The 13,725-nt window shown below is 38.0% G+C and carries 12 protein-coding genes and 1 riboswitch; of the genes, 3 read left to right on the top strand and 9 right to left on the bottom strand.

Annotated elements, in window-relative coordinates; genetic code table 11:
- Positions 1-222: 222 nt before the first annotated feature.
- Positions 223-305, top strand: a riboswitch (cyclic di-GMP riboswitch).
- A gap of 95 nt (positions 306-400) precedes the next feature.
- Positions 401-2,185 (bottom strand): DUF885 domain-containing protein, encoded by a 1,785-nt coding sequence (locus tag DBO93_RS17890; RefSeq protein ID WP_108457542.1) that lies wholly within the window; start codon positions 2,183-2,185, stop codon positions 401-403.
- Between the two features lie 222 nt (positions 2,186-2,407).
- Between DBO93_RS17890 and DBO93_RS17885 the strand changes: the two genes are divergently transcribed.
- Positions 2,408-3,421, top strand: coding sequence for a GGDEF domain-containing protein (locus DBO93_RS17885; RefSeq protein WP_108457541.1), 1,014 nt, complete (start codon positions 2,408-2,410; stop codon positions 3,419-3,421).
- Here DBO93_RS17885 and DBO93_RS17880 read toward each other — a convergent pair.
- Complete coding sequence (locus DBO93_RS17880; protein WP_108457540.1) at positions 3,418-3,885, bottom strand: DUF523 domain-containing protein; 468 nt, start codon at positions 3,883-3,885, stop codon at positions 3,418-3,420. The two genes, DBO93_RS17885 and DBO93_RS17880, sit on opposite strands and share 4 nt — an antisense overlap.
- Before the next feature lie 69 nt (positions 3,886-3,954).
- Entirely contained in the window at positions 3,955-4,266 is a 312-nt protein-coding gene (locus DBO93_RS17875; RefSeq protein ID WP_108457539.1) for a DUF3630 family protein, read from the bottom strand.
- 172 nt (positions 4,267-4,438) lie between these two features.
- On the opposite strand from DBO93_RS17875, the gene DBO93_RS17870 reads away from it, so the two are divergent.
- The gene (locus tag DBO93_RS17870; RefSeq protein WP_108457538.1) at positions 4,439-4,738 is read left to right on the top strand and encodes a cytochrome c; all 300 of its coding nucleotides are present in this window, start codon (positions 4,439-4,441) and stop codon (positions 4,736-4,738) included.
- Positions 4,739-4,798: 60 nt separating this feature from the next.
- Here the strand turns inward: DBO93_RS17870 and recQ are convergent, their stop codons facing one another.
- Positions 4,799-6,598 carry a DNA helicase RecQ gene (recQ, locus tag DBO93_RS17865; protein WP_108457537.1) on the bottom strand — a complete coding sequence of 600 codons (1,800 nt, stop codon included), beginning with the start codon at positions 6,596-6,598 and terminating at the stop codon, positions 4,799-4,801.
- Between the two features lie 289 nt (positions 6,599-6,887).
- On the opposite strand from recQ, the gene rarD reads away from it, so the two are divergent.
- A complete protein-coding gene (rarD, locus tag DBO93_RS17860) occupies positions 6,888-7,799 on the top strand; it encodes an EamA family transporter RarD (RefSeq protein ID WP_108457536.1) in 912 nt (303 codons plus the stop codon).
- Between the two features lie 64 nt (positions 7,800-7,863).
- On the opposite strand, the gene uvrD is transcribed toward rarD, so the two are convergent.
- The 5 genes from uvrD to lysA form a co-directional block, all read right to left on the bottom strand.
- A complete protein-coding gene (uvrD, locus tag DBO93_RS17855; RefSeq protein WP_108457535.1) occupies positions 7,864-10,038 on the bottom strand; it encodes a DNA helicase II in 2,175 nt (724 codons plus the stop codon).
- A gap of 142 nt (positions 10,039-10,180) precedes the next feature.
- Positions 10,181-10,906, bottom strand: coding sequence for an HAD-IA family hydrolase (locus tag DBO93_RS17850; protein WP_108457534.1), 726 nt, complete (start codon positions 10,904-10,906; stop codon positions 10,181-10,183).
- Between the two features lie 11 nt (positions 10,907-10,917).
- A complete protein-coding gene (locus DBO93_RS17845; protein ID WP_239059038.1) occupies positions 10,918-11,604 on the bottom strand; it encodes a DUF484 family protein in 687 nt (228 codons plus the stop codon).
- Between the two features lie 13 nt (positions 11,605-11,617).
- Positions 11,618-12,448, bottom strand: coding sequence for a diaminopimelate epimerase (dapF, locus tag DBO93_RS17840; protein ID WP_108457533.1), 831 nt, complete (start codon positions 12,446-12,448; stop codon positions 11,618-11,620).
- Positions 12,449-12,464: 16 nt separating this feature from the next.
- Positions 12,465-13,715, bottom strand: coding sequence for a diaminopimelate decarboxylase (gene lysA, locus DBO93_RS17835; protein WP_108457532.1), 1,251 nt, complete (start codon positions 13,713-13,715; stop codon positions 12,465-12,467).
- Positions 13,716-13,725 lie beyond the last annotated feature (10 nt).

Here is a 13,725-nt window from a genome sequence, read left to right as displayed (position 1 = left end):
ATTTACCTTATTAACTCGACTACTCGTTATCACTCTAAGTAGTCATTTAGCCGATATGGAGAGATTTAACGTTAATCTAAACATAATTCGTATTAAAGTATAATGGTATAAATGACTAATAAATTGTTAATATTCATTAATTTAAATTATCTTTTTATGGCTAAGATTAATAATGGTTTACAAATAGAATACATTACTTATAATCGTAGATGAGCTTTTTAAGCTCAACAAGGGCAAATCCAGTGAAAATTGGAGACGCAAAGTTACCGATCTAAGGGGCAACCTACGATAGCGGAACTGCAAAATTTAGATATAGTGGGGGCTTATCTTAATTTACCGGTTCTCCATCGTAATCTCTGGTAACTTTGCGTGCCTTCCTTTGTTTTCACGTTAATCCCTATTATTTCGTTTCTGCTTTCAGTGCTTTATCTTGAGCTTTTTTCTTTTCAACATAGTCAAAAATAACCGCTTCTAACATTGATAATGGCATAGAGCCATTTTTTAGAATTTGATCATGAAACTCTCGTAAATCAAACGATGTTCCTAAGTTTTTCTCAGCATGAAGACGTAACTTTTTGATGGTTAGTTCACCCATTTTATAAGATAAGGCTTGTCCTGGCCAAGAGATGTAACGATCAATTTCAGTTTTTACATTATGCAGTGACAGTGCCGTATTATTGGCTAAATAGTCCATAGCACGTTCTCGGTTCCAACCTTTAGCGTGCATGCCAGTATCAACAACTAATCGGCAGGCTCGCCACATTTCATAGGTTAAGCGGCCAAAGTCGCTGTAAGGACTTTGATAAAAACCAGCTTCTTTACCTAAATATTCTGAGTAGAGTCCCCAACCTTCGCCAAAAGCAGAAATATAAGTGCTAGTTCTAAACTTAGGTACATTCTCCATTTCTCGGGCAATAGAGCTTTGTAAGTGATGACCGGGTACCGCTTCGTGCAACGTTAATGCTTCTAAAACATATAACGGTCGACGGTCTAGTCGATACGTATTAACCCAATAATTACCCGGTTGGTCATCTCGCGAGGGACCAGAGTATCGCCCTGTTGTATATTTAGGCGCAATATTTGCGGGTACTTCTATCACGCCGTACGGGGTACGTGGCAAGGTTTTGAATAGTTTTGGTAATTGGGCATCCATTTTTTTGGCGATGAAGGACGCTTCTTTTAATAAACCTTCAGGGCTTGTGGCATAGAATTGTTTATCAGTACGTAAAAAATGAACAAAATCTGCAAAGTTTCCAGTAAAGTTAAGTTGTTCAATAATGGTGTCCATTTCAAGCCTAATGCGTTTTACTTCAGCCAAGCCCGTGTTATGCACTTCATCAACAGAAATCGGTAAGGTTGTATAGTGTTGTAACCGGTTAACATAATAGCTGTCGCCGTTTGGTAAAGAATTAGCCGCTATGTTGGCTCTGGCATTGGGTTGATATCGATTGACCATGAAATCATAATATTGCTGGTAACTCGGCATCACAACTTCAGCAATAGTTTTCATGGCTTGTTCTTTAAGTTGAGCTTTCAGCTGTGGAGTAAAGTATGCCGGCAACGTTAAAAATGGCTGATAATAGGTACTTGAGCTAGCGTCAGTTTTTATAAATGCTTTAATTGACTCTTCAAAGCCTTCTAAGACAATTTTTGGTTGGGTAATGCCTGAAGCTATTCCTTGTTCCATCCAATACATTTGTTGAGAAAAGTATCGTGGCAACGCATTCAATCGTGCAATATAATCGAGGTAATCTTGTTCGGTTTTAAAGCTAACTTGGCTTTTAATTCTGCTAATCCAGACATGAAATCCTGATTCAGCAGTTAATGGCATGTAGTGTTCTTTGTTAGTATAACTATCTAGTTCATTTTTTATGCTATAGGACAAAACTGAATGATTAATAGCTTCTGTCTGATTGAGCTTGTTACTATTTATTGCTAATAATCTTTGGTAAATAACGGCCAATATTTTATGTTGTTTTTGTAAGTTTTGTGGAGATAAGTCAGGTAATCGGCTATTAGTATCGCCGGAAATATCTTGATTAAAAGGACTTTGATGGTCTTTAAAGTGTTGATAATCTGTAATGATTTGTTCGAGATTATGGCTGATTAAAGCGGTAGGAGTTTTGGTCGACTGACAAGCCATAACCAATAGAACAACAAACATAGTGATTGAAAGAACTTTCATTACAAATCTCAAAAATTAATTTTATAAAAATACCCACTTATTTAATCACCATAACAAATCGAAACTATTTATAAAGCAAAGTTTTCAGTTAAAGATTAATTTTGTTATTAAATCGGCATTGTTGTCGTTGTTTATACATTTTAGCATGGTACTTTTACTAAAATTACTGGACAATAACCCATCCGCTGATTGTCGTAAGAACATAAATGAAAAGTTGGCATAGTGCAGTATCATGATTCAATAGCACAAGCTGAACAAAAAATGCACGCCGCCATAAAACAATTGCAGTTATGGCATATAGCCGCGACTCCAATTAATTATGCGGTAAGCTACGGTTACCTTAATAAGCATTCAAAAAGTCTTAACTCTGAACTTGAAAAGCAATTAGCGTCAAAAAAGAAACTAGATAACTTTTTCTTAGAAGAAATGTATCGTCAATATATTTTAGGACAAAGTTCTTTTAGAGGGGAGTTAATTGACGATCTCGATGAAGTATTGGTTGATTTGCAAACTAATAACGAACAGTCATCACTGAATACAAAACGTTTAGTGACTGAATTAGACGAGAATATTGCCAACTTAAAGTCTACTGACAGAAGTGAAATATTTAACGCCATTAAACAGATACGTATCACGACTCAGCGATTTAAACTTGAACAAGAGAAGCTTGCTAAACAGCTTCAATCTTCACAAAAATCTACTGAGACATTGCGCTCTGAGTTAGACGATGTGAAAAAAGAAATTTACTTAGATCCACTCACCGGTCTATTTAACCTTAAAGCGATGAATCAACATTTAGAGCTTTGGCTTTCTGATGATCCCGCCAAGCAAGTTTCTGCAATCGTAATTAATATTGATCAGTTTGCTAAGATGAATGAAAGTTTAGGCCCATTGATCAGCGATGTATTACTGACAAAAATTGCTACTAAAGTGAGCAGTTATGTCGGTGAAAGTGGCTTGCCTGTTAGATCTGCTGGAGATGAATTTTTGATTTTGCTGCCAGATGTAAAGCGTATTGTTGCCGGAGAAGTAGCTGAGAAAATACGGCAGAGTGTTGAAAAATTAAGGTTTATTACCAGTAAATCAGGCACTAGATTACCGCAAATGACATTAAGTATTGGTGTGAGTGATTATAATGTTGCAACCAGTGCTAATAATATCATTAGCCAAACACGGGCATTAATAAACAATAACGCTAATATTCGAACTAATTACGTGAGTATTGCTAATAATTAATTTGCGCCTATTTCAGATATTAATAGCGCTAAGTTTTTTTCTGAAAATACCTTCACCCCGTTTGATCTCAATAATGCACTGGTAATACCTTGCCCTGCAATTTTCTGTTGGCTAAATTGACCATTATAAATACTCGTGCTGCCACAGGATGGACTTGATTCTTTCATCAGCGCATATTGAATATTATATTTTTGACAAAGTAATAATGCTTTATTTGCTCCTTTTTCAAATTCATCTGTAACATCATCACCCGTAATTGTTTTAACTTGAATGCTATCACCAACCATTTTTAGTTCTGCAGGAGGCCTTGGCGTACTTAATCCTCCTGCTAATTCAGGGCAGATAACCACTAAGCGATTTTCTGCTTGCCAGCGTAACAATGTAGTATTAACTAATAAGTTATCCCCACCGTCGTACCTCACTTTATTACCTAAAAAGCAGCTACTAATAAGTATCTTTTCCATCAACTTTACCTGTTTAAACTATAAAATTTTTAATATGACTTTAATGATCAGTAGTAAGTTAACGTTATTTTATTTGATTAATAAAAGCTGTTTAACACCTTCTAAATCGTCTTTATCTTGTTCAGTAGCGCACTCGATCCAGCAAGCATGACTATACTCTTCAAAGTTTAGTAAAAACACACTGTTAGCAATTTTGATTCTCAAACAATAAAGATCAGCGCCCTCTAATACCTCTAGCGTTTGTGCCGATGTTACCTGTAGCACATAATCAATAACCGCCGTTTTATCATCCATTGTCCATTCAACATTAAAAAAGATCTGAAGTGTAGTTAAACTAATTTCTTCAAGGTTAATGATTTCTATATTATTTTCTTTGAGCATACCGTTTCTTCTTCATGATAATTAATGGTTGAAAACATATACTGATGCAGTAATGCGATAGATTAATTTTTATCCTAGCGCGAAGCTAAAAAAAGCAACGACAACAGTAATTTTTTTACATATAATCAAGTGAGGATCCCTTAAAATTATTTACCAAAGAGAGATATTATCTATGAAAAAACTTACTTTAGCCGTTGCTGCTACTGTTATGATGGCTTCACCAGCATTCGCTGGCGACGCAGCTGCCGGTAAAGCAAAATCTGCTATGTGTGCAGCTTGTCACGGTGCTGCTGGTATTTCTGCTGTTCCTATGTACCCAAATCTTGCTGGTCAAAAAGAAGCTTACCTTGCAAAGCAATTAAAAGATTTTAAATCGGGTAACCGTAAAGATCCAGTAATGGCACCTATGGCAATGGCATTATCTGATGAAGACGTTGCGAACATCGCGGCATACTACGCAAGCCTTAAGTAACCTTACCGTTATGTTAAAAAAAGCGCTATTAAGCGCTTTTTTTGTCTTTAAAATTAACACTTAACTCTGATGTTGTTTAATCAAAGATAAAAAAGGCTCGCCATAGCGGGCAAGTTTGGTGTCGCCAATACCACTAACATTGAGCATTTGTCTGGAAGTCGTTGGTTTTACCCTTGCCAATTCAGAGAGAGTGGCATCGTTAAAAACAATAAACGGCGCAATATCTTCAAGTTTAGCAATTTCTTTGCGTAACAATCTTAACTTAGCAAATAAAACTCTATCATAGGCTTTTTCACGTTTATTACTTTGCCAGTAACTCGCTTTTTGCAAACGAGGTGCGGCTAACATTAAGGGGTGTTTACCTTTTAATATATCTCCAGCGGCTTGGGTTAGACACAAGTTTGACTGGGCAGCAATATCTTGTTGTAGATAGCCTAAATGAATTAACTGTCGTACGATTGAAAACCAATAGCTCGGTGTTTTGTCTCTGCCAATGCCAAAAGTTGATACTTTATCATGACCAAGTTGGGTCATTTTAGTATTGAGCTCTGCGCGTAAAACCGCAATAACATACTCAACATCACCACTTTCTTCAATTCGATATACACACGAAAGTACTTTTTGTGCAGCTTGTGTCGCATCAAACTGGCTTGGAGGATCTAAGCAAATATCACAATTACCACAGCTTTTTTCAGTAAACTCAGCAAAGTAATTTAAAACAACTCTGCGACGACATGTTTGTGCATCAATAAAACCACGCATCGCCTGAAAACGCTGAAGCTCTACATTAACTCGTTGTTCGTTTTCACCTTCACTAATGCGTTTGTTAATGCGTTCAGCGTCTTTTTCGTCATAAAGGAAAAGTGCTTCTGCTGGCAAGCCATCACGGCCTGCACGGCCTATTTCTTGATAATAAGATTCGACTGTTTTTGGTGGTTCATAATGAATAACAAAACGCACATTAGATTTGTTAATACCGAGACCAAAAGCAATTGTAGCTACTACAATTTGCAGATCATCTTTGGCGAATTTATCTTGAATAATATTACGAATTTCAGACTCTAAACCGGCATGATACGCTGAGCAATTGATACCCGTTTCAGCTAAACGTTTTGCTAGTTTTTCTACTTGCCAGCGGCTATTGCAATAAATAATGCCGCATTCATCTTTACGTTTTTTTATATAACCAATAACTTGCTGCTCACCCTGATACTTTTCTGCCAAGGTAAAACGAATATTGGGTCGATCAAAACTATCAAGATGAATATAAGGATCGTTTAATGCCAATTGTTGCAGGATATCGCGTCGAGTGGTGACATCTGCCGTTGCGGTTAATGCCATCACAGGTACGTGCGGAAAGTTTTGTTTAAGTAAATGTAATTGCGTGTATGCAGGGCGAAAGTCATGACCCCATTGTGATATACAATGCGCTTCATCAATTGCAAAAAGGCTAATATTGAGCTGAGATAAGCCCTGGATAAAGTAATAATTTTTCAGTCGCTCTGGGGCAACATAGAGTAATTTAATTTTACCTTGACCTAAACGACTAAAAATATCGTTGATGGTCTCGGTATCAAGTGACGAATTAACAAACGCAGCAGAAATACCTTGTCGAACTAAACCGTCAACTTGATCTTTCATTAAGGCTATCAGGGGGGAAACTACAATTGTAACACCGGGCATAATGGTTGCTGGTAATTGAAAGCACATCGACTTTCCGCCACCCGTCGGCATTAACACTAAGCTATCTCGTCCCTGAAGAGCATGATTGATGATTTCTTCTTGGCCAGGGCGAAACGCCTGATAACCAAAGTGATGTTTCAGAGATTCAGTTAATGTTGTAGGAGAAATGGCTTGCAACAGGAAGTCTTATTTAATTAAATCAGCCGACATTTTACAGTAGTAAAGGCGTTGTGCGGAGGTTTATTTTTATTTTTACAGTGAATTTCTTATTATGAATAAAACTCAGTCTGATTATTAAGGTAAACACAGGTATTTTACGTAAAATGAAAGAGTAGCTTTGCCCTGTAAAAGTGCATGGTTAATGAATCTTATATTGCTTAATACTTTTAACTTGTCGATAGGTTGTTCAATTGAATAATGATATTATATCGATACTTTAGCTCACCTTAGCCAGCAAGTTTATTCCATGCCAACAATTGAAAAAGACGCACTTCGTGGCGGTATTATTTTCGCGATTAGTGCTTATACAATGTGGGGGATTGCCCCATTATATTTTAGACTCATTGACCATATCAATGCCGATGAAATTCTTGTACACCGCGTCGTTTGGTCGACAATTTTATTGACGTTAATTGTTTTACTGACCAAACGATGGGGCAATTTTATTGCCACTATTACACAACCCAAGATAGTCATGCAGTTAACCATATCGGCAACTTTTTTAGCGGTAAATTGGTTTATGTTTATTTGGGCTGTTAACAATGATCATTTGCTCGATGCTAGCTTAGGATATTACATAAACCCACTATTTAGTGTTGCATTAGGCGTAGTGTTTTTAGGCGAACGTTTAAGATTTTGGCAGTTATTTGCAGTTGGCTTGGCATTCATTGGCGTGCTCATTCAACTTATAATGATTGGCTCGTTGCCGATAATATCATTAGCGTTAGCCGCTACTTTTGGTACCTATGGTTTATTGCGTAAAAAAATGCCTTTAGATTCATTCGTAGGACTTTTAATAGAGTCACTTATGATGCTACCTATCGCCTTAATTTATTGGTTGTTTTTTCTACAAACCACTACAACTAATATGTTTGAAAATACGATGTCATTAAATACATTATTAATTTGTACCGGCATTGTTACTACCGCACCTTTATTATGTTTTAGTGCTGCGACCAAACGTATGACGCTGACAGCGCTGGGTTTTTTCCAATATATAGGCCCAAGTATTATGTTTGTTTTAGCAACTTTTTATTATGAAGAGCCGCTTTATTTTGCTAAATTAATTACATTTGCATGTATCTGGACCGCATTAGCAATATTTAGTTTTGATTCAGTAAAAGCTAGGCGTAAAGCAGCTAAAATAGCGGTAATATAGCGAGGTAAGTTAACAAAGCGAGTTAGGTTAACTCGCTTTGTTATTCGTATGAAGAGTCTAATTCCTAAAGCTTCTCTAAATTAGCATAAGCAACAACTAGCCATTTACAGCCTACATCTGCAAAGTTCACTTGAATACGACTTTGAGGACCGCTGCCTTCGTAATTTAATACCACGCCGTCACCAAATTTAGTATGACGAACATTTTCACCCAATTTAAAACCTGAGTTGCCAAAGGTTTCAAGGGTTAGCGCAGAAGAAAATTTACCTGTGGTTCTTGGCTTGCTAACTTGGCTTTGCATACGAATTTCTTCGGTACAAGTGTCAGGTAGCTCTCTTAAAAAACGACTCGCTTTATGATGTTTTTCTTGGCCATACAATCGACGACTTTCTGCATGACATAAATAGAGCTTTTGCATTGCTCGTGTCATGCCAACATAACATAAACGCCTTTCTTCTTCTAAGCGGCTAAGGTCTTCAACTGACTGCTGAGAAGGGAACATGCCCTCTTCTAATCCAGCAATAAAGACTAATGGAAACTCAAGCCCTTTAGCTGAATGCATGGTCATAAGCTGCACAGCAGATTCATAATCATCGGCTTGTGATTCACCAGACTCCAAGGCAGCATGGGTTAAAAATGACGTCAGTGGGCTTTGCTCTTCTGCCAGTTCAGGGTCAACTTCAAAGGTTTGACAAGCAGTAACTAACTCATTTAAGTTTTCAATACGGGCTTCAGCACGTTCGCCTTTTTCCGCTTGATACATAGCTTTTAAGCCAGAATGTTGAATAACATAGTTAGCTTGTTGGTCGAGGTTGAGGTGACTTGAGTCGTCTTCTAACTGATCAATAACATTAATGAACTGCTGAATAACTTTCGCACTGCGACCTTTTAGCTCTTCATTTTTTACCATGTGCTGACAAGCTTGCCACAAGGTACTTTCCAAACTTCTTGCAGCGTCACGCACTAAACTTAGGGTTTGATTGCCAATGCCACGTGTTGGGGTATTAATAACACGTTCAAATGCCGCATCATCGTCTCTGTTATTGAGTAAACGTAAATAAGCGAGTGCGTCTTTAATTTCTTGACGTTCAAAAAATCGTAAACCGCCATAAATACGGTAAGGCAATTTCGCTTGAATTAAGGCTTCTTCCATTAAACGAGATTGGGCATTACTTCGGTATAAAATAGCGACATCATCTAATGAGCCTTTTTTATTTTTCCAGTCTGTAATACGTCCGGCAACAAAGCGCGCTTCATCTATTTCGTTAAATGCGGTGTAGATAGATATTTTTTCGCCTGCATCGTCTTCGGTCCATAGGTCTTTACCAAGACGATTATTATTGTTGCCAATTAACTGATTAGCAGCATTGAGAATATTGGCGGTAGAACGGTAGTTTTGCTCGAGCTTAATGGTTTTAGCACCATCAAAGTCTTGTAAAAAACGTTGAATATTTTCAATTTTAGCCCCACGCCAGCCATAGATAGATTGGTCATCATCACCTACGATCATGACATTACCACTTTTCTTGCCTAACAGGTTCAACCAAGCATACTGAATCGCATTGGTATCTTGAAATTCATCTACGAGTACATGCGAAAAACGTTGCTGGTAATGAGCTAATAACTCTGGATTATTTAACCAAAGCTCATGAGCACGCAATAATAGTTCAGCAAAATCGACTAAGCCTGCACGATCACAAGTATCTTGATAAACACGATAAACTTTAACAAATGTTTCTTCTGTTACGTCATGTTGAGCATCAATATGGTGAGGGCGCAAACCTTCATCTTTTTTACCATTGATATACCAAAGAAATTGTTTTGGCGGCCAACGCTTTTCGTCTAATTCTAATGAACGAACAATACGCTTAACCATACGAAGTTGATCGTCAGAATCAAGTACTTGGAAGGCTTGAGGTAGCTTTGCTTCTTGAAAGTGCATACGTAATAAACGATGTGCTAAACCATGGAAAGTACCTACCCACATTCCGTGCACATTGCCATCAACGGTTTGTTCAACTCGGGCACGCATTTCTGCCGCGGCTTTATTGGTAAAAGTAACCGCTAAAATGCTATGAGGAGATGCATGCTCAACTTTCATCAGCCAAGCAATACGTTGTACTAAAACACGTGTTTTACCACTGCCAGCACCAGCAAGTACCAACATATTTTGTAGGGGTGCGGCGACTACATCGCGTTGTTTATCGTTTAACGATTCAAGTAATTCAGAAACATCCATAGCAAGGTAAAATCAAAAGCAAAATTATGCCGCTATCATAACAAGTTCAGCACTATTTTGATAACGCTATCCGTTGCCTAAGCTAATGAATACATTCAGATGCAGATAAATGTTTAATCGTTAAATAAGTAAATACAATTATTTACGTAAAAATATGGGTAAGTTGCTCTAGGTGATCAAGGGCAAGTGTAGGAAGAACTTTCAGAGGTTTACCTACTTGATATGGGTTTAGCCAGACGGTTTGGCAGCCAGCATTAATTGCGCCAAAAACATCATTTTTTCCACAATCGCCGACATGGAGTAATTGCTTAGGACTAATTTTTAGTACCTTGCACGCTTTATCAAACATATCACGATCAGGTTTTAATTTATTATCAGTTGAGGCATTAAAGTGTGCACTAAAGTATTTAGCGATCCCTATCTTATCGGTATCTACATTGCCATTAGTTATCGCGACTAAAGGCACTTTGCTTTTGAGAAAGCTAAGAAAATCATGGGTATGTTGTGGCAAAGAGAAGTTACTGCGTTGCTCAACAAAATAACCTAATGCTGAATCAGCGACTGACTGTGCTTCGGCGCTAGTCAAACCTAATGAAAGCGCGCCAAGGTAGTAGCTTTTTTCTCTTAATAAGCTGATGTCGTGCTTTAAGGCGGGTGAATGCGCAATAACTTGTTGGCGAAAAGGCCACCAAAAGCTGATATCAAAGCCGTATAAATTACTATCAAGACCATAATCGCTGAAAATGCTTTTAAAATAGGCGATCATCTTAGTATCGGTAGCCAACATAATTGGGTGGTTACTGTACAAGGTATCATCTAAATCAAAGCTAATGGCATGAAAAGGATGTAGACGGCGATAAAATCTCACGGTGTTTTAGCCTAAAATAGTTGCTGATGTAAAAGTTTAGCGATCAATTTTTTAAATTGGCTCAATAACAAAGTATCCATACGAGGATCAAAATGTTCAGCATCTTGGCTACTAATCGCCAGAAAACCAATATCTTCTTGGTTGTGGGTAAGTCTTACCAAAACCACTGAACCTGCGTTAGCTTCACCAAAAATTAAGGCTTGTTCACTTTGCTGTAAACGGCCAAAATAGTAGTCATCTTTACTTAATCTATTTTCAATTATTTCAGCACAATCATTGTCAATTAAAGTACTGTGGCTAACTTTAGTTGGCTGAATTAACCATAATTTCAATGCATCTAACGACAACAATTGTGTAGTTGCTTGGTGTAAGCAATCAAGTAATTCAACGGCGGTAGTACAATCAAGTAAACGTAAATAGAGATCACTGTATAAAGCAAACAGTTGTTCGTTTTGATTAGCAATAACCATTAACTGGGTAATTTCTTCTTCTAAATTGTGAATTTTTTGTCGCTGTTGAGATAATTGACGCTCCACCAAAGAAATAGTGCCACGTTGATGATCGGGCAGTCTTAAACTTGTAACTAAGTCAGCTTGACGATTAAAAAACTCAGGATTTTCTTGTAGATAGCTTACGATTAACTCGTCAGTTAACTTTATTTCGTCATCAGACATTAGGTTTTGATCATTTATTTGCATAGGTTTATCTTGTTTATAGGTTTATTTGCCCGTCGAATACGTGCACGGCGGGACCTGTCATTTTTACTGAGTTACCGGGGCCTTTCCAAAATATTTTTAATTGTCCGCCGGGTAAATCAACCAATACTTGTCTATTAAGCTTCTTTTGCATGTGACCAACCACCACAGCAGCACAAGCGCCACTGCCGCAAGCTAGTGTTTCAGCAGCACCACGTTCGTATACGCGTAATTTAATGTATTCGGGTGAAACTACTTCCATAAAGCTGATATTCGCTTGTTGAGGAAAACGCTCATGAAATGATAATGCTTTACCTAAAGTTTCTACTGGTGCTTCTTTGACGTTATCTACCGTTAATACACAATGTGGATTACCCAAAGATACAACACCACAAAGCACGGTTTCTTCTTCGCTTCGCAGAATATAAGTACCTTCTGCTTTTTGCGCGGTAAATGGAATTTTCGGCGGTTCAAATTGCGGTACCGGCATATTGACCGAAACATTACCGTCACGCTCAACAAACAAGGTCATTTTACCTGATTGTGTTGAAACTTTAATTTTATGCTTATTGGTTAAGCCTTTTAAACGGACAAATTTTGCAAAACAACGCGCGCCATTGCCACACTGCCCAACTTCACTGCCGTCAGCATTAAATATGCGATAGTGAAAATCTAAATCAGGATCATACGGAGGCTCAACGACCAGAACTTGGTCAAAGCCAACGCCAAAATTTCGGTCGGCAAGTTGTTTAATTTGCTCACTCGACAAGTAAACATTTTGCGTTACATTGTCGAGCACGAGAAAATCATTACCTAAACCGTGCATTTTAGAAAAATTTACTAACATTTACGCTAATCTTCCACTATGAAGGTAATATGCTTTCACCTTGCCATAACTGGCTTAAGGTTTCGCGTTTTCTGATTAAATAACTCTCACTACCGTCAACCATTACTTCAGCAGCTCGTGGTCGACTATTGTAATTTGAGCTCATGGTAAAACCGTAAGCTCCAGCACTGCGAATAGCTAGCAGGTCACCGGCACGTATGGCTAAACTTCTATCTTTACCTAGAAAGTCACCGGTTTCACAGATTGGCCCAACAACATCATATTGAGCGCTAGCAACATCATCGCGTTGCTCAACAGGAATAATAGCTTGCCATGCTTGGTATAACGCAGGTCTGATCAAATCATTCATTGCGGCATCTACAATAGCGAAATTACGTTCTTCACTCTCTTTTAGGTATTCTACTTCAGTGACCAAAATACCGGCATTTGCCATTACTGCTCGACCCGGCTCATAAATGAGTTTGATATCACGACCCAGCAATTTTTGTGCAATAGCCTCAGCATATTCTTTTGGGTGAGGCGGCGTTTCATTGTCGTAACAAACGCCCAAGCCACCACCAACATCAATATGTGATAGCGCAATACCATGTTCGGTTAACTCATCAACTAACTTTAATACTCGATCAAGTGCGTCTAAAAAGGGGGCAACCTCAGTGAGTTGTGACCCTATATGACAATCAACACCTTGAATATTAATGTGTGATAACGTTGCAGCATATTGATAAAGCGCAGGGGCGTGCTCAATGCTGATACCAAATTTATTTTCTTTTAAGCCAGTTGAAATATAAGGATGAGTGCCTGCATCAACGTCTGGATTAACCCTTAACGATATTGGTGCTACTTTATTCAAGCTTTGGGCTACGGTTTGTATACGATCTAATTCGGCCGATGACTCAACATTAAAACAATAAATATCTAAATTAAGTGCATAAGCTATTTCTTCTGAGGTTTTTCCTACACCAGAAAAAACCACTTTTTTGGGATCGCCGCCTGCTTCAAGCACGCGCATTAACTCACCCTTAGAAACAATATCAAAACCTGAACCTAATCTCGCCATAACATTTAATACCGCAATATTGCTATTAGCTTTTACGGCATAACAAACAAGATGTGGTCGCTCTCCAGCCGCTTGATCAAAGGCATGCCAATGGCGCTCAATGGTAGCTCGAGAATAAATATAGAGTGGTGTGCCATACTGCTTAGCTAACTCAGTGACCTGACATTGCTCGGCGTATAATGAATGTTGTTTACGATTGAAAAAGTCCAATGCCGTTATT

This window comes from Colwellia sp. Arc7-D, from assembly GCF_003061515.1.
GTDB lineage: Bacteria > Pseudomonadota > Gammaproteobacteria > Enterobacterales > Alteromonadaceae > Cognaticolwellia.
This window is presented reverse-complemented; position numbering and strand designations above follow the sequence as displayed.